Annotated in this window: 20 protein-coding genes; 8 read left to right on the top strand and 12 right to left on the bottom strand. The window is 67.1% G+C overall.

The annotated features are described in order from the left end of the window. Positions 1–163 precede the first annotated feature (163 nt). Positions 164–943 (top strand): BTAD domain-containing putative transcriptional regulator, encoded by a 780-nt coding sequence (locus EV648_RS39545; protein WP_132301129.1) that lies wholly within the window; start codon positions 164–166, stop codon positions 941–943. Positions 944–993: 50 nt separating this feature from the next. Here EV648_RS39545 and EV648_RS39540 read toward each other — a convergent pair whose 3' ends face one another. From EV648_RS39540 to lhgO, 4 genes are all read right to left on the bottom strand, one after another. Continuing rightward, positions 994–1,812: a M55 family metallopeptidase gene (locus EV648_RS39540; protein WP_199235079.1), complete on the bottom strand. Its 819-nt coding sequence runs from the start codon at positions 1,810–1,812 to the stop codon at positions 994–996. Positions 1,813–1,864: 52 nt separating this feature from the next. Next, positions 1,865–2,692 (bottom strand): aldo/keto reductase, encoded by an 828-nt coding sequence (locus EV648_RS39535; protein WP_132301125.1) that lies wholly within the window; start codon positions 2,690–2,692, stop codon positions 1,865–1,867. Between the two features lie 17 nt (positions 2,693–2,709). Further along, on the bottom strand, positions 2,710–3,471 hold the full coding sequence (locus EV648_RS39530) for a carbohydrate deacetylase (RefSeq protein WP_132301123.1): 762 nt from the start codon (positions 3,469–3,471) through the stop codon (positions 2,710–2,712). Positions 3,472–3,546: 75 nt separating this feature from the next. Then, complete coding sequence (lhgO, locus tag EV648_RS39525) at positions 3,547–4,740, bottom strand: L-2-hydroxyglutarate oxidase (RefSeq protein ID WP_199235078.1); 1,194 nt, start codon at positions 4,738–4,740, stop codon at positions 3,547–3,549. A 221-nt stretch (positions 4,741–4,961) separates the two neighbouring features. Between lhgO and EV648_RS39520 the strand changes: the two genes are divergently transcribed. The 4 genes from EV648_RS39520 (at position 4,962) to glgX (ending at position 11,293) form a co-directional block, all read left to right on the top strand. Then, a complete protein-coding gene (locus EV648_RS39520) occupies positions 4,962–5,297 on the top strand; it encodes a DUF302 domain-containing protein (protein WP_158294194.1) in 336 nt (111 codons plus the stop codon). Between the two features lie 171 nt (positions 5,298–5,468). After that, positions 5,469–6,338 (top strand): LLM class flavin-dependent oxidoreductase, encoded by an 870-nt coding sequence (locus EV648_RS39515; protein WP_132301117.1) that lies wholly within the window; start codon positions 5,469–5,471, stop codon positions 6,336–6,338. Between the two features lie 132 nt (positions 6,339–6,470). Beyond that, positions 6,471–9,176 (top strand): hypothetical protein, encoded by a 2,706-nt coding sequence (locus EV648_RS39510; RefSeq protein WP_199235077.1) that lies wholly within the window; start codon positions 6,471–6,473, stop codon positions 9,174–9,176. 2 nt (positions 9,177–9,178) lie between these two features. Beyond that, positions 9,179–11,293 carry a glycogen debranching protein GlgX gene (gene glgX / locus EV648_RS39505; RefSeq protein ID WP_132301115.1) on the top strand — a complete coding sequence of 705 codons (2,115 nt, stop codon included), beginning with the start codon at positions 9,179–9,181 and terminating at the stop codon, positions 11,291–11,293. A 158-nt stretch (positions 11,294–11,451) separates the two neighbouring features. Here the strand turns inward: glgX and EV648_RS39500 are convergent, their stop codons facing one another. From EV648_RS39500 to EV648_RS39475, 7 genes are all read right to left on the bottom strand, one after another. After that, positions 11,452–12,108 carry a DUF2278 family protein gene (locus tag EV648_RS39500; protein WP_132301113.1) on the bottom strand — a complete coding sequence of 219 codons (657 nt, stop codon included), beginning with the start codon at positions 12,106–12,108 and terminating at the stop codon, positions 11,452–11,454. Between the two features lie 141 nt (positions 12,109–12,249). Beyond that, the gene (locus EV648_RS39495; protein ID WP_132301112.1) at positions 12,250–12,552 is read right to left on the bottom strand and encodes a hypothetical protein; all 303 of its coding nucleotides are present in this window, start codon (positions 12,550–12,552) and stop codon (positions 12,250–12,252) included. Between the two features lie 88 nt (positions 12,553–12,640). Then, on the bottom strand, positions 12,641–14,449 hold the full coding sequence (locus EV648_RS39490; RefSeq protein WP_132301111.1) for a S8 family serine peptidase: 1,809 nt from the start codon (positions 14,447–14,449) through the stop codon (positions 12,641–12,643). 96 nt (positions 14,450–14,545) lie between these two features. Next, positions 14,546–14,686 (bottom strand): hypothetical protein, encoded by a 141-nt coding sequence (locus EV648_RS42890; RefSeq protein WP_158294193.1) that lies wholly within the window; start codon positions 14,684–14,686, stop codon positions 14,546–14,548. A gap of 371 nt (positions 14,687–15,057) precedes the next feature. Continuing rightward, positions 15,058–15,516, bottom strand: coding sequence for a transglycosylase SLT domain-containing protein (locus EV648_RS43550; RefSeq protein ID WP_255512895.1), 459 nt, complete (start codon positions 15,514–15,516; stop codon positions 15,058–15,060). A gap of 253 nt (positions 15,517–15,769) precedes the next feature. Then, the gene (locus EV648_RS39480; protein WP_241996066.1) at positions 15,770–16,696 is read right to left on the bottom strand and encodes a GTP-binding protein LepA; all 927 of its coding nucleotides are present in this window, start codon (positions 16,694–16,696) and stop codon (positions 15,770–15,772) included. Positions 16,697–17,010: 314 nt separating this feature from the next. After that, positions 17,011–19,536 (bottom strand): X2-like carbohydrate binding domain-containing protein, encoded by a 2,526-nt coding sequence (locus EV648_RS39475; protein WP_132301107.1) that lies wholly within the window; start codon positions 19,534–19,536, stop codon positions 17,011–17,013. 242 nt (positions 19,537–19,778) lie between these two features. Between EV648_RS39475 and EV648_RS39470 the strand changes: the two genes are divergently transcribed. Then, complete coding sequence (locus EV648_RS39470; protein WP_132301105.1) at positions 19,779–20,354, top strand: GNAT family N-acetyltransferase; 576 nt, start codon at positions 19,779–19,781, stop codon at positions 20,352–20,354. Here EV648_RS39470 and EV648_RS39465 read toward each other — a convergent pair. Next, on the bottom strand, positions 20,351–20,950 hold the full coding sequence (locus EV648_RS39465; protein WP_132301103.1) for a helix-turn-helix domain-containing protein: 600 nt from the start codon (positions 20,948–20,950) through the stop codon (positions 20,351–20,353). The two genes, EV648_RS39470 and EV648_RS39465, sit on opposite strands and share 4 nt — an antisense overlap. Before the next feature lie 140 nt (positions 20,951–21,090). Between EV648_RS39465 and EV648_RS39460 the strand changes: the two genes are divergently transcribed. Next, positions 21,091–21,369, top strand: coding sequence for a hypothetical protein (locus EV648_RS39460; protein WP_241996065.1), 279 nt, complete (start codon positions 21,091–21,093; stop codon positions 21,367–21,369). A 62-nt stretch (positions 21,370–21,431) separates the two neighbouring features. Continuing rightward, positions 21,432–21,866, top strand: coding sequence for a hypothetical protein (locus EV648_RS39455; protein WP_132301101.1), 435 nt, complete (start codon positions 21,432–21,434; stop codon positions 21,864–21,866). Positions 21,867–21,984 lie beyond the last annotated feature (118 nt).

Here is a 21,984-nt window from a genome sequence, read left to right as displayed (position 1 = left end):
CTGACAGGTTGACATCCGGCGCTTCCTGACCAATCGTGCAATAGATGGTGGCGTTCGGTGTCCGCCGTCACACATAGTGGAAGCAGATCTGCGGGGGCAGCATAGCCGGGGGGCGGGCTCGTTCTGACGCACGCCGTCACCTCGACTGGGGGGAGGCCGAGCAGTGCGCACACTAGGGGATTGCGACCTCCGCCTTCACCTTCTCGGCGACTGGTTCCTGACCGTCGGCGACAGCCACACCGACACTCACGAATCGGTCGAGCTACCGTCCGGGCCGCAGCATCTCATTGCCCTGTTGGCCTTGCAGGGTCGCTGCGCAAGGACTCAAGCGGCCGCGACCCTGTGGCCGGACTGCCGCGACGAGGTGGCGGCCGCTCGCCTCCGGGCGATCCTCTGGAGACTGCGGCACCGGCATGCCGGCGTACCACCGTTGCTGGAGATCGGCGACACCTCCCTCGCATTGGCGAGCGAAGTCGTCGTGGACGTCCACCGATTCCGGCTGAGTGCCGAACTGCTGATCCACGACCCGTACGGCAGGGAAGACGGCGAGGACGCCGCGGCCGCTGTCCTGCACTCCTCGGAGCTACTGCCCGGCTGGTACGACGACTGGGTCCTCGCCGCGCGCGAGCGGTTGCAGTACCTGCGGCTCAGCGCTCTGGACGCCCTCGCCAGCCGCTGGCGGCTCCAACGGCGCGGTCACGAGGCACTCCAGGCTGCGCGCGCCGCGACCAGCATCGAGCCACTTCACGAGAGTGCGCACCGCACCATCGTCCGAACCCACCTGGACAACGGCGACATCGTCGAGGCCGTCAAGCACTACGTGAAATTCCGCGCGATGCTGCATCGTGAGCTCGGGCTGCCACCGAGCGAGCTGTTCACCGAACTAGTACAGCCTTACCTGGTAAGGGCTGTAGGCGGAACCCGGACCGCGCGAGGCCCCTGACGTGTGCATCCCGGACCCCGGGTCCCCCGCGTCACGGTTGGCGATCTCGATCAGTCGCTTACGCCTCTGCTCAGGATTACTGTGGCGATGAAGGTCCGGAACAGTTGGAGTGGGTCCTCGTTGCGGATGGCAACGACCTTCTCTTCTCGTTGCTCGACGCCACGAAGTGCGCACGCCAGTTCCGCCGGCGCGCGGTTGTGGAAACGGACGGTCAGCTCAGCGGGCAGCGTGACGCTCGGCAGCTGGAAGTCAGACAGCCGGGCCAGCGCGCGTTGCGCACCCTTCCGGATCAGTTCGCGTGCCAGGTCCGGATGCACGGACAGGGCGGCATTGTGCGAGACCGACTCCTTGACGACGACCGCCTCGACATCCGGGCAGAACGGCTGCGCCTCCTCGATCGTCACCCGGTCGCCCGAAATGAGTACCACCGGAACCCCGTGGGCGAGCGCCACCAGCGCATTGACTCCGGCCTCGCCGGCGATCGCGTCGTTGAGGCGGACCTCGGCGATGGCCCGGGGGTTGTACGTGTGATGAAGCACCGACGACGTGGAACCCGCCGACCCGTGGTACGAGACGAAGAAGGCCGCGTCGAAGGAATCATCGAGGCCTTCCATCATGTACAGCGGCTTGTGCCGGCCGGACAGGTAGCTCGCGCGGCCGCGGAGCTCGTCCGGGCGGAGATTCTGCATCGTCGAGTGTGAGTCGTTGACCAGGAACTCGGTCGCGCCGGCGGCAAGTGCGCCGTCGATCGCGGCGTTGACCTCCGCCTGCAGCTGCCCTCGGTAGTACTCGTACTCCTGACCCGGACCGCGGCATTGACTCCAGTCGACGACGCCGGCCGTTCCCTCCATGTCAGTTGACAAGAACACCTTCAAAGCCGACTCCTCGTGCGGATCCCCGGCAAGGCGGACCCGGCGATCATCACCACCACTTACCGCTCCGCGACAGCGCGTCGGGGGTCTGGCCGGTGGTGTCGAGGGCGTCCAGGGCGGAGACGGACTCTTCGTCGAGGTCGAAGTCGAGGACGTCGAAGTTCTCGTCGATGCGTTCGCGGTGGCTTGACTTGGGGATGACCGAGAGTCCCTTCTGGATCGCCCACCTGATCAGGACCTGAGCCGGCGTACGTCCGGAGGCAGACGCGATCCGCTCGACTACTGGATCCCCGAGGTGCCGCCCGGTTCCCAGCGGGCTGTACGCCTGTGCGACCACACCCGCATCCTCACACGCATCGACCAGGGCCCGGCGGTACTCGAACGGGCTGAACTGGATCTGATTGACCGCCGGCTGGATCTGGCTCACCTTCAAGAGCTCTTGGATCTCCGAGGCTCCGAAGTTCGAGATGCCGATGCCTTTGGTCAGGCCGGCCTCGCCGGCCGCCTCCATCCCGGGCCAGGCCCACGTCGGCCCGCCCTTCGGCCAGTGGATCAGATAGAGGTCGAGGTAGTCGGTGCCGAGCCGCCCCAAGCTCTTCTCCGCCTCGACCCGTGGATCCCGGCTCCCCGGGTAGAACTTCGTGGTGAGGAAGATTTCCTCCCTGGGGATCCCGCTGCTCCGGATCGCCCGCCCCACACTCGATTCATTCCCGTACGCCTGCGCCGTGTCGATCAGCCGGTAGCCCTTCTCGAGCGCCCAGGCGACCGCCCGCTCGGTTTCCGGGCCGTCCTCCACCTGCCAGACCCCCAGGCCCAGCAGCGGGATCTCCGCACCATTCGAGAGCGTTCGGGTCAACTGAGGGTTGTTCGCAGTCATGCACCCCTTCTACCACGTCAGCCGGTGAACGCGTTGCGCACCGACACCAGCTCGATGTCTCGTTCCTCGATCGCCTTGCGGATCTCGGGGTCGGTCACGATGTCCTGGTCGCCGAGCCGGTACTCCTCGGCCCATCGGTAGGTCTCGGTGCCGGGCGCGGTCAGCGCAGCGAGTTCCGGTTCCGCGGCGGCGCAGTGCGTGACCAACAGGTGGACGCCTGGCGTCAGGCCGGCGATGTAGGCGAGCACCCAGGGCTTCTTGGCAGCCGCTTCCCGGTCGCTCAGAGTCTCGATCGAGGCGAACCTACGCGACTCCACGGGGCCATAGATGTACGGCTTGCCGACGGCGTTCGAGATCTCCGCGTACGCCTCCGGCGCGGACTCGCCCATATGGACGTCCAGGTAGTCGACAGCGAGCCCCTCGGCAGCGAATCTCGCCACCTGAGCGGACAGTTCGCGTACGGCGTCGGCATGGGTGACTGAAGCCCGGGCCTCGGCGATTGTCCGGAAGAATGTTCCATCGGCACCCACGAGCGAGGGTCCATCGGTCAGCGGCCGCCACCGCAGAAAGTCCCATTCGCAGGTCAGCGTCTGATGTACGCCGAGCGGAATCCCGGACTCACGCGCCAGCGCCGCGGCCTCCGTGAACCACGGACACGCGGCCATGGTCGAGACCTGGGTCAGGATCCCCTCCTGGAACGCCTGCATCGTGCCGACGTTGACGGCATGACACATGCCGAAGTCGTCACCTTGAACGATCAGCCTGATATCACCAGCCACGTGCACTCCTCCGATCAGCGAACGAACCGGAAGACGACCGTACCTCGCTGGATCCGCGATTGACCGCGAGGACTTTCAGGCCCGGTCGGCGGACAGCTCCTCGGCGATGCGTTCGCCGATCACAAGGCAGGCGGTGGCGGCTGGGGATGGGGCGTTGAGGACGTGCAGCGTGCGGCCGTCGCGGAGGAACAGGAAGTCGTCGACGAGCTTGCCGTCGCGGGTCACGGCCTGCGCACGCACGCCGGCGCCAGAGCGCCGTACGTCCGAGACTCGCAGTTCAGGCAGCATCCGCTGGGCTTCCCGCACGAGCGCTCGGCCGGTGAGTGAGCGCATCACCTCCTTGGCGCCTGTCTTGGCGTAGCGCCGGGCGAGGCGCCAGGTGCCCCGGTAGGTCATGGACTCCCACAGGTCCCGAGGCACGATCTTCGACCAGGAATAACCCTCCCGGGCCAGGGCCGGTACGGCGTTCGGCCCGATGTGGACGGTTCCCTCGATGCCACGGGTGAGGTGGACGCCGAGGAACGGCAGCTCGGGGTCGGGCACCGGATAGACCAGCCCCTTCACCAGATAGTCGCGCTCCGGGACGATCTCGCTGAACTCGCCGCGGAACGGGAGGATGCGGACACCGGGCTCGAGCCCGGAGGCCCGCGCGAGCCGGTCGCTGTGCAAGCCGGCGCAGACGGCGACGCGCTCCGCCTCGATCACGTCGTCCGTCGTACGCACCCGGACGACGGAGCCCGCGTTATCGATCGAGGTCACCGTCACTCCGGTACGGATCTCGCCGCCCGCCGCGCGGACGTCATCGGCCAGGGCGTCGGCCACCAGCTTGAAGTCCACCCGACCGGTGGAATCGACCGCCAGGGCACCTTTCACACGCAGGTGCGGTTCGCGCTCCGCGACCTCGCCGAGGGACAGCCGACGGACCGGGACACCGTTCTCACCGCCGATGCCGAACAGGCGGTCGAGCTGAGGCAAGTCGGCCTCTGTCGTCGCGACGACCAGCTTCCCGGGGATCTCCACCGGGATGCCCTTCTCCTCGCAGTACTCCCTCAGCGCCGCTCCCCCGGCGACAGCCAGTCGCGCCTTCAGGGATCCGGGCTTGTAGTACAGCCCGGAATGCAAAACCCCCGAGTTGTGCCCGGTCTGGTGCGCCGCGACCGACCGTTCCTTCTCCAGTACGACGACCGGCGTACCGGGATCGAGCCGCTGCAAAGCCCTCGCCACGGACAGACCGACGATGCCACCGCCGACCACAACCGCAGATCTCACCACAGCTCCCACCGAACCCTCCCCACCCGTGACGCCCACCGCAGGCCCCTGGCCAGTGAAGAGAGCCGACAAGAGTACCCACAAATACACTTTCCCGAGACCGGAATCCGTAGGAATGACGTCAAAGAGGGAGCGCGATGATGCCTGGTTCTGCCAACTCTGGAAGCGGACCGTTGCCGGGCGGGGTGGTCAGTAAGGTGGCTGCTGGAACTGTGGCGGAGGTGACTGCGCGATTCCGCCAGATGCTCGAAGCCAAGGGGGTCATGGTGTTCGCCGTTATCGACCAGGCGGACGCGGCTCGCACGGCCGGTCTCGACCTGCGCGACACTGTTCTGGTGATCTTCGGCAACCCGGCCGCCGGAACGCCCGTCATGGCAGCCGCTCCGCTGGCCGCACTGGACCTCCCCCTGAAGCTGCTCATCTGGGACGACGCGGGGACAACGCGGCTTGCGTACTACTCCCCCGAGAGCATCGCCGAACGACACCGACTCCACCCCGAAACCGCCGCCGCACTAACCGTGATCCACCCACTCACCGACGCCCTCACCGCACCATGACAGACGCCCATCGACTGCTACCTGCGCCGTTCCGGGGGTCGTAGGCGATGCGCCAGGTAGAGGATGAGGGAATCCGGTGGCTGCCAGACGGCGTGGTCGTTGGCTGAAGCGGCTTGAGTTATCACTAGCCTCGGCCATCGATCGCATCAAACTGGATCAAGGAGAGTTCATATGGACATCGGTATCGGTCTGCCGTCCACGATTCCCGGCATCCCGAGCCGGCTGATCCTGGACTGGGCTCGGGCCGCCGAGCAGGCCGGGTTCTCGACCCTGGGGACGCTCGACCGCCTCGTGTACGGCAATCTCGAGACAATTCCGACACTCGCGGCCGCGGCGGCGGTGACCGAGCGGATCGGCCTGACGACGGCCATCATGATCGGCCCGTACCGGGGCAACGGTGCGCTGCTCGCCAAGCAACTGGCCACCGTGGATCGCATCTCCGACGGCCGGCTGACGGTCGGCATGGCCGTGGGATCGCGCCCGGATGACTTCGAGGCTACGGCGTCGCCGTACGCCGAGCGCGGAAAGGCGTTCGACGCCCAGTTGGCCGAGATGCGCGCTGTGTGGGCCGGTGAGTCGAGGGGGTACGCCGGTCCGATCGGCCCGGCCCCGGTGCGACCAGGTGGTCCCCCGCTGCTCATCGGCGGTGGGTCTGCCGCCGCCTTCCGCCGAATGACCGAGTACGGCGCAGGCTGGATCCTCGGCGCCGGCGGGCCGGACGCATTCGCCGCGGCAGCGGACACAGCCAGGGCATCCTGGCGCGACGCCCGACGCGAAGGTGAGCCGCGCCTGGTCGCCATCGGGTACGTGAGTCTCGGCAACGAGGCCGAGGAGCACGCACGGCGCTATCTCGGCGACTACTACAGCTTCGCGGGTGAGTACGTCGACCGGATCGTGGCCGGCGCCCTCACCACACAACAGAGAGTCGCCGACGCCGTAGCCGGCTTCACCGCAGCCAGATGCGACGAACTGATCCTGTTCCCTGCCAACCCCGACCTCCAGCAGATCGAGCTGATCGCCGACGCAACCGGCCTGAGCTGACAGCCAACCCCTCCCCCGCGGACAGCTCTGAATCATCATCTGTAGACGACGCGGAACTCGGCCGGTCCTCGAAGAATGGGCTGTGGCTCCGCGAGAGCTGCCGTGCACGATCACCACCGCTGGGAGGACCGCGTGACGACACAGCCTCACACGTCCGGAGTCGAGCGCGAGCGGATGGCTGGCGACCAGCCCAGGTCGCAGCGGAACGACTGGTATCTCTGGGGTCCGTACCTCAGCGAGCGTCAGTGGGGCACGGTGCGGGAGGACTACAGCGCCGACGGCGAGGCGTGGGGCTACCTCTCGCACGACCGCGCCCGCGCCACGGCGTACCGGTGGGGCGAGGACGGACTGGCCGGGTTCAGCGATATCGAGCAACGGCTGTGCCTCGGGCTGACGTTGTGGAACGGACGCGACCCGATCCTCAAGGAGCGGCCGTTCGGGTTGACCGGCGCGGAGGCGAACCACGGCGAGGACGTGAAGGACTACTGGTGGTACCTCGACGCCGTGCCCAGCCATGCCTGGAACCGCTGGCGCTACCACTACCCGCAGGGTGCGTTCCCATACGAAGGCCTGCGAGCCGAGAACGGGAGACGCGGCAAGCACGATCCGGAGTACGAACTCCTCGACACCGGCGCGTTCGACGAGGATCGGTACTGGATCGTCGAGGTGCACTACGCCAAGGCGAACCCGACCGACCTGCTGATGACGATCCAGGTCACGAACGCCGGTCCCGACCCGGAGACACTCCATGTCCTGCCGACGGCCTGGTTCCGCAACACCTGGTCGTGGAGCCCAGATGCTCCACGACCCGAGCTCGCCGCGACAGGTGACACGAGCGTGCGGGTCTCGCACCCATCCCTGGGCGAGCTGGAACTACTGGCCGCACCAGGTCCGGACGGGTCCCCGCCGGAGCTCCTGTTCTGTGAGAACGAGACCAACCTCCAGCACCTGTACGGCGTTGCCGGGTCGACGCCGTACCCAAAGGACGGGATCAACGACCACGTCGTAACCGGTGCGTCCACCGTCGACCCCGCTCAGCGCGGTACCAAGTGCGCGGCCTGGTACCGCGTCGAGGTCGCGCCGGGTGCGACCGCGGAGTTGCGGATACGGCTGCGTCCGGCAGGATCAGGCGCTGACTCCGCGACCGCACTCGGACCGGAGTACGAGCAGGTCCTCAGAACCCGCCGGGCGGAGGCGGACGAGTTCTACGCCGAGCTGACCCCGGCGGCCGCGTCGCCCGACGAGGCGATGGTGATGCGGCAGGCCTTCGCCGGGATGTTGTGGAGCAAACAGCTCTACTACTACGACGTCGCCCGCTGGCTGGACGGCGACCCGGGACAGCCGGTGCCGCCGGCCTCGCGGCACACCGGGCGCAACAGCCGGTGGCGCACCTTCAACGCCTTCGACGTGATGTCGATGCCGGACAAGTGGGAGTACCCCTGGTTCGCCTCCTGGGACCTCGCCTTCCACTGCATCGCGCTCGCGCACGTCGATCCGGAGTTCGCCAAGGATCAGCTGCTGCTGGTGTGTCGCGAGTGGTTCCAGCACCCCAACGGCGCCCTGCCGGCATACGAGTGGGACTTCGGTGACGTGAACCCGCCGGTGCAGGCGTTCGCGGCGCTCGAGGTGTTCGCCATCGACGGTGGGCGCGATCTCGACTTCCTCAGCCGGATCTTCGACAAGCTGCTGGTCAACTTCACCTGGTGGGTCAACCGGGAGGACGCCGACGGGTCGAACCTGTTCGAGGGCGGGTTCCTCGGGCTGGACAACATCGGCCCGCTCGACCGCTCGCACCTGCCGGTCGGCGGGGTGCTCGAACAGTCCGACGCCACCGGCTGGATGGCGGCGTACGCGCTGGCGATGACGACGATCGCGGCGATCCTGAACCGGACCGGACACCGGCCCGCGCGCGACCTGGTCCACAAGTTCCTCGAGCACTTCGCCGCGATCCGCACCGCGATGGCGCAGCAGGGGATGTGGGACGAGACCGACGGCTTGTTCTACGACCGGATCGCCACTCCCGACGGCGGCGTCGTGCCGGTCAAGGTGCACTCGATGGTCGGCATCATCCCGATGCTGGCGGTCGCCGTGATCGACGATCAGCTGCTCGAGCGAGCTGTTGCCCCGGGCAAGCAGTTCGCCGAGTTCCTCGATCGCCAGGGGCTGCGCGACCGGGAGAGCCTGGCGGCGGCCGGCGTACTGCGGGGCGACGCCGGGCAGCAGCGGTTGCTGATGGGCGCCGTCGGGGTCGAGCAGGTACTGCGCCTGTTCGGCAAGCTGTTCGACCCCGACGAGTTCTTGTCGCCGTACGGACTGCGCTCGATCTCCGCCTTCCACCGCGACCACCCTTACACCCTCGAGGTGGAGGGGATGCGCGCCACGGTGGACTACGAACCGGCCGAGTCGACCACCGACATGTTCGGCGGCAACTCGAACTGGCGCGGGCCCATCTGGTTCCCGCTGAACTTCCTCGCGACCACCGCCGTGCAGCGCTACCACCGCTTCTTCGGCGATGACCTGAAGATCGAGTACCCCACCGGATCGGGCGAGTTGCTCGCTCTCGACACCGTCGCCGACGATCTGTTCGCTCGGCTGGTGTCGATCTTCCTCGTCGGTCCGGACGGCCGGCGGCCGTGCTTCGGCGGGGTCGACCGGCTGCAGCACGACCCGAACTGGAAGGACAACCTCATGTTCAACGAGTACTTCCACGGCGACAACGGGGCCGGTCTGGGTGCCACGCATCAGACCGGCTGGACCGGGATCGTGGCCGATGTGATCCGGCGCAGACACGGGTCGGTGCGGTCCATCGGGGAAGTCCTCCGCACGTTGGGCGGATAGTCATGACCGCGCAGGTCTCGATCGCGCCGGCCCTTCCCGGTGCCGCCGCCCCACTCGGCGCGACCCCCGGGCCTGACGGTACGAACTTCGCGGTCGCGTCGGCCGCCGATGGCGTGCTCTTGTGCCTCTTCGACTCAGACGGCACCGAGACCCAGATCCCGCTGCTGGAGCGCGATGGCGACATCTGGCACGGGTTCCTGCCCGGCGTACGGCCCGGCCAGGCCTACGGCTACCGCGCCACCGGACCGTACGACGCGCAGCGAGGTGTGCGGTGCAATCCGGCGAAGCTGCTGCTCGATCCCTACGCGAGGGCGATCGACGGCGAGGTACGGTTCGGGCCGGAGCTGCTCGGCTACGCAGTCGACGACGTCGAAGCCCCGAGCGCGCTGGACTCGGCCGGCCACGTCCCCCGCAGTCTGGTGGTCGACACCTCCTTCGACTGGAGCGACCATCCCCGGCCGGCCTACTCCTACGCCGACACGATCATCTACGAGCTCCACGTCAAAGGCTTCACGGCCGCGCACCCCGCCGTACCGGAGCAGATCCGCGGTACCTACGCCGGCCTGGCGCACGAGGCCGCGGTGGACCATCTCGTCGGCCTCGGGGTGACCGCCGTGGAGCTGCTCCCGGTGCACCAGAGCGTCCCCGAGGGTTTCCTGGTCGAGCGCGGCCTCACCAACTACTGGGGCTACAACACCATCGGGTACTTCGCGCCGCACGCCGGCTACTCCGCCGCGGTCCGGGCCGGTCGGCCCGACAAGCAGGTCGCCGAGTTCCAGGCGATGGTCGACACCCTCCACGGCGCCGGCCTCGAGGTCATCCTCGACGTGGTCTTCAACCACACCGCCGAAGGCAACCACCTCGGCCCGACGCTGTGCCATCGCGGACTGCACAACCCGGCGTACTACCGGCTGGACCCCGGCGACCCTCGGTTCTACGTGGACACGACGGGCACCGGCAACTCGCTGAACGCCGACAGTCCGGTCAGCCTGCAGCTGATCATGGACTCCCTGCGCTACTGGCTGACCGAGATGCAGGTCGACGGCTTCCGCTTCGACCTGGCGCCGACGCTGGCGCGTGAGGATGGCAGCTTCGACAAGATGGCGGCGTTCTTCGACCTGACCGCGCAGGACCCGGTGGTCTCCCGCGCCAAGCTCATCGCCGAGCCGTGGGACGTCGGCCAGGCCGACAGTTACGACCTCGGCCGGTTCCCGCCGCTCTGGAGCGAGTGGAACGGCCGGTACCGCGACGTGATGCGCGATTTCTGGCGCAGCCACGACGGCCTGATCGGTGAGTTCGCCTCCCGCCTCAGCGGATCGTCCGACCTGTACTCAGCGGCCGGCCGGCGTCCCACCGCTTCGGTCAACCTGATCACGGTTCACGACGGCTTCACGATGGCCGATCTCGTCTCGTACGACGCGAAGCACAACGAGGCCAACGGCGAGGCGAACGCGGACGGCACCAACGACAACCGCTCGTGGAACTGCGGTGTCGAGGGGCCTAGCACCGATCAGGGTGTCCTGGACCTACGAGCCAGGCAGAGCCGTGCCATGCTCACCACGCTGATGCTGTCGTTCGGAGTACCGATGCTCCTGGGAGGCGACGAGCTCGGCCGCACCCAGCAGGGGAACAACAACGCCTACTGCCAGGACAACGCGATCAGCTGGTTCGACTGGTCCACCCAGGACGAGCAGTTGACCGTCTTCGTCAAGAAACTCATCGCGCTGCGCCGGGCCCACCCGGTGTTCCGGCGGCGCCGGTTCCTCACCGGCGTCGGGGCCGACGAGCTGCGGTGGTACACCCCGGGTGGCGCGGAGATGACTCAGGCGGACTGGACCGACCCGGGTGCGCGGAGCGTCGCGCTCTACCTCGACGGGGACGACGATCCCGATCGGGCCGCGGACGGAACACTGCTGGTCGATGACGACTTCCTGCTCCTGGTCAACGCCTGGTGGGAGCCGCTGGACGTCGTCGTACCGGCGACCGAGACCGGCAGGACGTGGACCCGCGAGATCGACACCTACGAACCCAACGGCACCGCATCGCCGGACCGGATCGCCGCCGGCGACCACGTCCCGGTCAACCCCCGCTCCATCGTCCTCCTGCACGGACAGTGAAGCGACGCGTTTGCAGTGGTTCGTGACCCCGCCGCACCCGGATACCGGCCACGCAGTACCTGTCCAGCATCCTCGTCGCGCTACTCGTCGGTGCCCTGGCAAGCCTGGTGCTTTGACACCTGACAACAATTGCGGCTCACAGGTCGCAGGGGCCCGCATCATGCAGGTAGTCCGTGGTCATCGGTGGTGAGCGACTGGGGCTTGAACTTCGTGAGGAATGCCGTCAGTTCGCCACCGGCGAGTTGGATGATCGTGCCGCCGTCCTGCCAGATCCCGTCGAGGTGCTGGAACTGTCCGGGCGGGTCGCCTTGGTTGTAGTGAATGTCGTGGACCCCGAGTCCGCTCGAGTAGGGGGCGCCGAAGACGTAGACCCGTTCGCACCCGGTCAGGCGTTGTTCCAGGAGATCCAAAGCATTGTCGGCGGTGCTGTCCACCCAACCGAACCTCGGAGATCGCAGGATGGCGTTGATCAGGACGATCAACGGGCTGGCAACCACTGCCACACATCCGCCCCGTCCGCGCAACAACGGCGATCGGACATAGTCCAAGGCACCCGAGTCGGGTGAACTGGCCAACCGATGCCACCCGTCGCTCAGAGCGGCCGTCGAGGCGAAGAGCCGCCGGTCCAGGTTCCGCACTTCGCGGTACTGGACAGGTACTCCGCTGGGCGTCGACACGTCCACGGCGCATTCGTACTCGCCGGCCGGCGTCGCGATGTACAGCTTGCCGTGATACCACGACCCGAAATCGTTCGGATCCTCCCTGGCGAATCGGATCAGCTTGCCGGCCAGGACTCCGTAACTTGCCAATGGCATGGTTTTCTCCCGTCGATAGATGAACGGAGCGATCGAGCCCACGCCGTCCTTCAGTACAACGGCAAAGCGAATCAATTCCGGACAGCTCAGCCATCGTCCGAGTCCTTCATGAATACCCCCGAACAGCAGCCGCTGCGCCGGTCAGTCGACCTGGTCCGCCTGGCTGCCGAGCTCGATCGAGGCGACGCGAGGGTCCTGGTCGAGCCCGGCGAGTGCTGACGGGCGGACTCTGCCGGTGAGCAGCGTCTCCGTGATGAACCCCCGGACGTCGACACCCGGCGGTCGGTAACCCGGCTCAGTCACCTCGATGACGGCGGTCAGCGGCTGGTCGGCCGCTACCTCCGCGTCGAGAGGCAAGCCCGTCCGAGCACGCACCTTCCGGTAGCGGCCGGGACCGCTGGGCTCCTCGATCTCCAGCGGTCCTGGCACCTCCCGTTCCGGCATGTCCCGGTCCCGCGTGTCTCGGTCCGGCAGGTCGCGGTCCCGTGCGTCGCGATCTGCCTTGTCGGGGTCCGGTCCCTTGTCGCTCAACCTACGGCCCAGCCAGCCTCTGAACTGCCCGCAACGCCTCGGCGGCATCGATCCGGCCGTGACCGTACCGGTCATCCCACCCGCCGGCGGGCGGCGGGCCGCTGCGGGCGCTGTCCGTCACGATGTGTCGCAGGGCAGCTGCGTCCAGCGCGATGCCGCGAGCATGGGCCTCCGCCAGGATCAGCGCAACGACACCGGTAGCGGCCGGTGCAGCCATGCTCGTGCCTGACTTGCGGACCACCCCGGTCGTCGTCCGCGAGTGGGCTGCGAAGACGTCCTGTCCCGGTGCGCTGATCTCCGGCTTCTGCCGACCATCTCGGGTCGGCCCGGCGGCGGAGAAGAATGACAGTGGCTTGGCAGCTTTGTGCGCGTCGTACGAGCCAACCGTCAGGGTGAGCCGGCCGCAGGAGATGGAACCCAACGTTCCGCTGCCGTCTGCGTCGACGAAGGACGCCTGGGACTGGTCGTTGCGCTCGATCCACGCATGGTAACCACCGTCGGCGACCTGCTCGCCGTGCAGTCGGACCTGCCAGACGCCCGCCGGCACCCGCTCCTCCAAGAAGATGCTGAACATGTTGTCGCCGTTGTTCGGGTCGTCGGCACGATGGCTGACGAACAGCAGCGTCGTGCCGTCGTCGGCCCGGACTCGGGCGTTGGACCCGAGCGGCACCTCGCCAAGGCTTTCCCCTGCCGGGGTGATCAACTCGGCAGTGAAGCGGTCACCCCCGGCGTACCAAAGCTCCATTTCGGTTTGCGAGACGAGACCGTCCGGGATCGACAAGCCCACGTCGACAAAGCCGCCGGCAGGCACCGCGCCCGCGATGTGAACACCGTCGTCGAAGGCGTTCCCCGCCGCGATCACCACTGCGCGGTTAGGCCGCTGCGCAACCAGCGCGTCCAGGCCCTTCTCCACCAGGCTGGAGCCGTCGTGCGGCCCGCCGTTGGTGCCAAGGCTGATGTTTATCACGCAGGGTCGCGCGCCGGCCTCGTCGAACAGGAAGCGCGCCGCTTCGAGTTGCTGCACGGAGTCGCCGAAGAAGGAGTTGACCACATCCTCGCCTTCCCAGGCGATGTCTGACAATGCGGGCTCCACGAACGCGATGTCGGCCTCGTGGGCCACGCCAGTGGCCCCCGAGCCGCCGCCATTGCCCGCCGCGATATCGCTGACGTGCGTGCCGTGAGTGCCTTTGGGCCGCCCGATGACATCCGGCGCGGGGCCATAGCCAAGCGCGTCATACGGGTTCGGCCCACTCAGCGCCAGATCGATGTCGGCCGCGGTGTAACGCTTGCCATAGCCGAACGGGCTGCCAGGAGTGGACGGTCCGTCCTGGTGCCACAGCGCGACCAGCCGCGTCGAACCGTCTGGCCGCAGGAAGTTGCGGTGCGCGAAGTCGGCGCCAGAGTCGATGATCCCGACCACCACTCCCGCGCCGCCGGCGGCGAGTGAGCCTGGCGGGAGCGCGGCCTGGTCGGCCTCGATCTCCGGTACCGTGGCGTTCAGCACAGGCCGCATCGGCTGCGCCGATTTCATACTGCGTACCCCTTCCGCCTGGCGGATGGTCTCAATTCTGCCGAGCGGCACCCGGGCAGTCACCAGCCAGCCGCCGTCGACCTCACCGATCACCGCGCCAAGCCGTACGTCTCCCCTGGCGGCGAACTGCTCCGTGTCTTCGACCAGAACGAGCACGCCGATCTCAGCCTCGTCGCTCGACGCGGTGGCCACAGTCCTCATACCGCGCCGACGCCGCTCGACCGCCCGTTGCAGCCTCGGATCCATCCGTGCGTAGATGTCAGTCGTCTCCAAATACATCTCGATCCCCCTCGTTCGCTAGCCAGAGCTGTACGGCACGCTGCCGGTGATCCCTCGACCTCCTCGATATCGGATAGACAAGCCACGCGGCGCCGCTCACTTCTGCCGTGCCTGGCCCGGGTCGAATACACCTTTGATCTTTACGCCGCGTGCGAGCGCAGGCATCGCATCGTCGATGCGTGACGAGCCGGCAACGGCGAAGATCGCGAAGAGAATCTCTGTCTCGCCCTTAAGCATCTGTTTGATGATTTCGAGCTCGGGAGTCCGATCAGGAGCGACCAGGATTTCCCCCGGGCTTCGCCTTGACTAACGGCCCTTGTTGGATGCCATCGACGTCGTGTTCGCGCCATCCACGGGGACCTTACGGACAACAGCAATGGCCATTGAATCCCCTCCCCCTGCTACCAATGTCCTCCCAACCTCGAGACTTGTCCACAGGCCCGGAACGACGGCCCACCCCGTGTCGGACAACCTCCTGGTCACTCGGATGTACTGTTCCGCCGGCCACGAGGCGGCTCCCTGGCCCGACGACGGCAACACCGGCAAACACGCCCTCCGCGTAGGCACGCTGCCCTGCACCAGTTAGCCGCATCGTTGGTGCGGAGGCGCTATGGCACCTGGACGGCGTTCGCAGCCTTGGCCCAGTTTTGGTGCAGGCGGTCGAGGTAGGACTGCGCTTGAGCGCCAGGCTTCGCGCCCGTGGCGAAGGCTCGCATATTGCCTGAACCGGTGTTGTAGCCGAGAGCAAGCAATTCGTCCTTGCTGAGCGTCCCGCGCGTACGACGGGGCAATCGCGCGGCCAGGTCATGCAGATGCCAGGCAGCCGCTTCCACGGCGAGCTCGGGGTTGTCGGGCAGCTCTTCCCAGCTCCGGCCGGCGAAGCTGCGGCCGCGTTTGGTCTCGTTGAAGGCGGCGCGATGCATGTTGGCGATGCCGAACGCCGCGTCGGGCTTGATGCGCTGCCAGGAGCGTTCCAGCTCGGGGTCATGCGGCTTGTAGGACTCGTTGTACAGGATTGCCATCAGCAACTGAGGTTTGATCCCTGCCCGACCGGCAGACCTGCGCACCTGCACGGCGAAGGATGCAGGATCGTAGCTCGTGGACCAGTCCGCGGGACTCGGCGTGAGCTTGGGGCTCGGCTTCGGTGCCGGAGGTCTGGGCGTGTCCGACGCAGTGGCCCGGGGCGGCGGGACCGCAGTCTCCGGCGAGTCTCCCCCGCGCGCAGCCCACGCCGCCACAACAACGGCGCCGACCGCGATCCACCACCAGCCCTTGCTCACCGGCACCTCACATTCGGCACCCCAATGCTTCTGACCACGCTCATTTCGAAGGCGACACAGAGCGCTCGGCTGCGGCGAGCCTGGCGGCGGACTTGAGGGAGTCCACGACGTAGGCAGGCACGCGCAAACCCTGCTTCTGTGCCCAGAGCAGTTCGAGTTCGACTCTCCCGATCTGCTGGGCGTAGCGAGTCAACCCGCCCCCACCCTCTGCCGTGATGCCGAGATGGTGCATCACGGCACCGAACTCCGCCCACTGCTTCTTGGTGTACGCGCCGACCGGTTCGAAGGTATGGCGGCGCAGCGTCCTGACCAGCCACTTCTGCCACGAGGCCAGCTCGGTCCACAGACCCTGGGCGGCGATCTTGTAGTAGGCGAAGTGGCCCGGCTCCTGGCGACGGATCGGCGCGACGATGGTCGCGGCGACGGCTCGCTCACCGAGCTCCAGCAAACCCTGGTGCAGCTTGTTGTACGCGAGAATGGCCGACTGCTCCGTCGCCACACCGGTCAGGTAGTACAGCATCCGGCTCACGTCTTGTACGGCGCTCCATCGCCCGAGCGAACCGAGTAGCCGATAGCTGAAGGCCACCTTGGTGAGATCCGGATCCGCCGGCGGCAAACCGGCCAGCGACTGCAACCGATCCAGCAGTAGCCCGTGATGCGTCTCCTGCGGAAGCCACACGTCGGCGTAGAAGTGCCGGTCCACGGCCGGCGGATCCGGCAGCAGGATGTTGAGTTCGAGCACGTTCCGCTCGACTTCCAGCTCGACCCTCGACATGTAGGTGAGCACTGGGCCGAATCTCTCGGCGAGCACCTCCGGGCGCGCCATCGAGTAGTCGGCGCTGTCCACCGGGATCGGCGGATGTTCATCGGCCAGCCGGTCGACATGCTCGGCCAAGCGCGCCTCGACCGAGAACGGCCTTCGACGCCACCGTCCGGCACGCCTGGGCGAAGTACCCGCGCCGGTCATGACCGGGCCACCTCGATCGCCCGGATCCGGACCTCTCTCCTGTTGCCGCAACCGGTCATGACGATTTCCCCCACCCCCACAGGCATCAGATCACCTTCGGTCGGTCAGACCATGAGTAAGCCCGACCTTACGTCACCCGAGGTGTACCTCCCGCTGCTGGCCTCCGGGCGATCCCGACGACGAGGCGGCGTTCACCGGTCAATCCCGTGACCACCGTCACGTCCCTGGCGGATGCCTTGCGCCACGTGACAGCGGGTTGGGGGATCTGGAACCTTCGACAGGTTCCAGATCTCCCAGTCCCTACGGTGTCAGGGCTACTTCGCGATCGTGTAGCGGATGACGTCGCTTCGCAGCACCTCGCCTGAGACCTTCACGATGCGCAGAGTGTGCTGCCCATCCGTCAGGCCGGTTTGGCTGAACACCTGGCGCGTCGTGACACGCGCCTCGTTGGAGAGGTTCACCCGGCGTACGAGCTTGCCGTCGAGGTAGACGTCGGCGTCGCCCTGATCCGGAGCCAGCGCCGTGATCCAGTCGACGCCCGTGCCCCGGAAGGCGAAGGTGATCGCCGCGCCGTTCGCCGTGGCGGAGTGCACGTCGTCGCGGTAGTCACCACGGAAACTGAAGTCCAACACCGTGCTGCCGACCGGCTGGGCCGCGAGGTACTCCTTCTTGATGGTCACGACCTTGCCCTCGACGGTGTAGTCGGTGCCCTTGACAAGGATCTTGCCGGCGTTCGCGATGGAGACCAACTCGCCGGAGTCGCGCCCGATCTCGGTGCTGACATCGGCCTGAGCGGACTTGTCGAAGGCCGCGGCACCCGGGTTGAGCAGGCTCTCCTGCCGCACGACCAGCTTGTCGACCAGCATGAACTGTCCCGACTTCTTCACACCGCGGATCGTGTGGCTTCCGTTCGGCAGGTCCGAGATGCTGTACACCACCTGCTGCGCGGATCGCCCATCGGCGTGGGTGTCCACGGTTGCCTTCAAGGCCCCGTCGACGTAGATCTCGACCTCACCCTGCGAGGGGTCCTTCTCCGTCACGTAGTCGACACCGTTGCCGACGAAGCTGTACGAGAAGGCGTCGCCGTTGGTCTCCGTGTACTGCACGTCGTCCTGATAGTCACCGAGCCCACGGCCCGTACTCCGGCTCCACGAGCCCGTGTAGACGATGCCCGGGTCGTCGTTGTTCAGCTCGACCGTCCGTACGGCGGACGTGGTCGCCTTGGCGGCCGCGGAAGCCCCCGAGTCCGCCACCGTGACCGTCAGCGGCTCCGAGACCGCCGGAACCTCGTTGTTGCCGTTGCGCTTCCAGGCGCCCTCGTAGGAGACGCGCAGGTCATCGTCGTTGACGCGGATCGCCGAGTTCTTCTGCGGCGTGACCTTGAACAGACGGACACCGTGCGGGGGCACAGTCGCCGCGGTGTAGCTGGACGCGAACTGTCCCAGGTCCTTCTTCGCCCACAGGTCGCGCACCTTCGCGGAGCCGTCCAGACCGAGGTCCGCGAAGTTCGCCGTCATGTCGGCCTCGGTGGTCCCGAGGTTGAACATCGCGACGGTGTACGAGCTGTCGGCGTTGAGCGAGTACCACACCTGCCGGTTGGTCTTGGTCGACACCGGCTGCGCGGGACGCCCGGCCTGGTTGACCGCGATCACCTCGGGGTTCGTGAGCAGCTCCAGCCCGTACGAGTCGAGCTTGGTCATGTCGTTGCCGATGTAGAACGGAGCGGCGGAGACCGCCCACAGCGTTGCCGCAGTACGACGCTCGTCCTTGGTCAGGCCGTCCATCGTGCCGTTGCCGACATCCAGCGAGTCGAGATCGTTCCAGCCACCCGGCCCACCATGGCGCCACCAGTCCGCCACCTTGGGGAAGAGTCGCGCGATGTTCGGCCAGGCCGTCAGCGCCTCACCCGGGCAGTAGCACTCGACGTCCCAGTCGAGTCGCCATCCGTTCGCCCACTGCTTCCAGTAGTCCGCGTAGTTGATGTCGAGAGCCCAGGAGAGTTCGAACCAGATCTTGTGCCGAGCGAGAGCCTGCGACCAGCCCTTGACCTCGTCGCGCGCGTCGAGGGAGAGATCGTTCTTGCCGGAGCCCGGCGTCACGCTGTCGAACTTCAGGAAGTCGACGCCCCACGCGGCGAACTGATCGGCGATCGAGTCGATGTACGCCTGGGCGCACGGCTTCGTCATGTCGATGCGGTACCCGAAGCCCCAGTAGTCCCCCTGCTGCAACGGCTGCTTGGCCAGGTCACCCGTCGTACAGCCAGGATGGCCGTACACGGGATAGTTGGCGTCCATCATCGCCTTCGAGATTCCCGGGATGCTGTAGAGCCCGACCTTCTGGCCGTTCGCGTGGATGTGCTTGATCACCGCCTGCAGACCGTTCGGATACAGCTTCTTGCTCGGCACGGGCCGGCCGTACTCGTCTACGCCGTCGTTCCACCCGGCGTCGATGTTGATGTTCTTGAACCCGAACGGCTGGAGCTTGCGATGCATCGCATCCGATTGCGCGATGATCTGGTCCGCCGTGATCCAACTGGGGGCGCCAGGCTTGGTTTCGTACACCTGCATGCTGTAACTGCTCCAGCCCATGTAGGGCTTCTGCGCCGCCTCCCCCGCCGGGCCGAGCGAAGGGCTCGCCGCCGCGGTGACGCTCGCCGGGCTGCTGATGCTCGCCGCGCTGGGAGCGCTCGCCGTCGTGGTGACCTCGCGCGGCCCCCGTGGCGGTCCACTCGCGCCAGGTACGGCGGATGGCGTCGCAGCCGCGCCCGCTGGGAGCAGCACGCCGACGGCGACAAGCGCGACTATGCCTTGCATCGCCCTCTTTCGAAGGGATCTGGTCATGAGCGGTGACCTCTCTGATGATCTGCCAGCCGAGACCCCTGGTGCTCGCGGTCTTCGACACACGTTTCCCAGGAACACGGATCCGATAGGATATTGGAGCCTTTACTTAACTCTGTCAAGATTTGAGCCCACGCCCGGTCTGATCGCCCTGAGCCGAGGCACCGCACGGCATCGGCGACGCGTACGGCGGGGCTGGGGCAGTACAGGAGTTCTTCGAAGGCGGCCCGTGGGATTGTGGGGCCATGACGATCGAGGTTCGACCGGCTGAGGTCTTCGAGGATGTTCGTGCCGTCCTCGGCCCGAAGTCGCCTGGGTCCAACGTCTGCTGGTGCCTGAGCTACCGGATCCCGTCCAAGCAGAACAACGAACTGCGCGGCCCGGCCCGAGGCGAGTTCGTCGCCGAACTGTGCCGAGCCGAGCCCGCTCCGGGAGTGCTTGCCTACGACGGCGGTACGCCGGCCGGTTGGGCCGCGGTCGCACCGCGTTCGGACACCTCCTTCGCCCGCAACCGCAAGATCCCGCACCTGGACGACCTGCCGGTCTGGTCGCTGTGGTGCATCCGCGTACGCCCTGGTCACCGAAAGACGGGCATCTCGCACGCCCTCATCGCCGGCGCGGTCGAATTCGCCCGCGACCACGGTGCCCCGGCGATCGAGGCCTACCCACTGGACAATGGCGACGCCAAGGTCGACCTGACGATGGCGTACGCGGGGATCCGGAAGAACTTCGAGCGCGCCGGCTTCACCAAAGCCGCCGACACCACCTCTGTCCTGGCCGGCCATCCCCGGATCCTGATGCGCCTCGACCTCCGCAACTAAGCCGGCGGTGGTGTTCCTCGGGCGTTCATTCGTTCACCGGGGCGGCCGAAGATGCTGAGGATCTCCGCGGGCTCGTTGCCTGAGCTGCCGAACCAGTGCGGGACCTGGGTGTCGAATTCCGCGACCTCGCCGGGGCAGAGCACCCAGTCCTGGTCGCCGAGAACGAGACGCAGGTGGCCGGACAGAACGTAGATCCACTCGTGGCCGTCGTGCGCCCGTGGTTCGGGGGTGACCTTGCTGGTCGGAATGACGATCTTCCAGGCCTGCGTGCCATCGGGCTGTCGGGTCAGTGGGATCACCGTTCTGCCCTTGACCCGGCCAGGCTTGAGACGGATGCGCGGATCGCCCTCCTCCGGAGCCGCGACGAGGTCGTCCAGCGGCACCCGATAGGCATGCGACAACGCGAGGAGCAGTTCCAGGGTGGGCGGCCGCTGTCCGTTCTCGAGCCGCGACAGCGTGCTCTTCGAGATATCGGTCGCCTTCGCAACATCGGCGAGAGTCATCCGGCGTTGTGTGCGGACTCGCTTGAGCCGGCCACCGACCCGGCCGAGCACTGCGGCGATCTCGGCCGCTGAGGCGTCCTCCACGGGACTCATCTGACGCCCATTTCCCACAAACAGCAACCTTCGTAGGTGAACAGCCCACGCGCCTCCAGCCTTGGGACATGAACCACTACGACGTAGCGCAGCTATTTGTCGCGCGTAGGCGTCGCGTACGTCCACCCGAAGGAGTCACAGTGACCGTCCCAGCGTCCGACCCGAACCCCGCCCCGATTTCCCAGCACCGCGTTCCTGGACCGCCGACCAAGCACCAGTTGGCGCTGATGATCTGGCTGGCCGTCTTCCCGACCCTCACCGTCATCAACCTTGCCCTCGGTGACTGGCTGCGCACGCTGACACCGGTCGTGCGCACGTTCGTGCTCGCGACCATCGCAGTACCGATCGTCATCTACGGGCTGATGCCACAGCTGCACCGGCTCCGTCGACGCCTCTTGACCCGTACCGCGACCAGCTGAGCCGCCACGTCCCGCAGTACGCCAGATCCACCAACCACAAAGGAAGAAAAGGAAGAGGAGCCATGCCTGCTGCCCGGATCGTCGACGCGACAGCTATCGACGAAGAACTGTCTACGCGCCGCCTGAACGTCCTGCGTTTCGGCTACGCGTTCTGGGGGGTGGGACTGGCGATCGTCAAGTGGCCGCTCATCCAGAACGCCCATTCCCTCCCGGTGATGGAGGGAGTCGTCGCCTGCCTGCTGACGGCCATGTCGCTGCTGGCGTTCCTCGGGCTCAGATACCCCGTCCGGATGCTGCCGATCCTGCTGTTCGAGGTGACCTGGAAGGTCATCTGGATCGCCGCGGTCGCCATTCCCCACCTGGTCTCCGACGACCTGGACGCCGCAACACGCGCGGTCCTGTTCAACTGTTCCTTCGTCGTCGTCATCGTCGCCGTCATCCCTTGGCGATACACCTGGAGGCGCTACGTCCAAACGCCCGGGGACGCTTGGCGCTAACGAGCGGCGCCCCAGCCGACGTCCCTACCTGGGCGCTCGACGTCTCTCCGGACCGCCCGCTCCACCGGCCTCCACGCCGGGATCGCGCGCTCGAGTCGGTTGGGGCGTGCCAGGGTTG

The organism is Kribbella sp. VKM Ac-2568 (assembly GCF_004345365.1).
Lineage (GTDB): Bacteria > Actinomycetota > Actinomycetes > Propionibacteriales > Kribbellaceae > Kribbella > Kribbella orskensis.
Note: the sequence above shows the minus strand (reverse complement) of the source record. Positions and strands in the feature narration are given on the sequence as shown.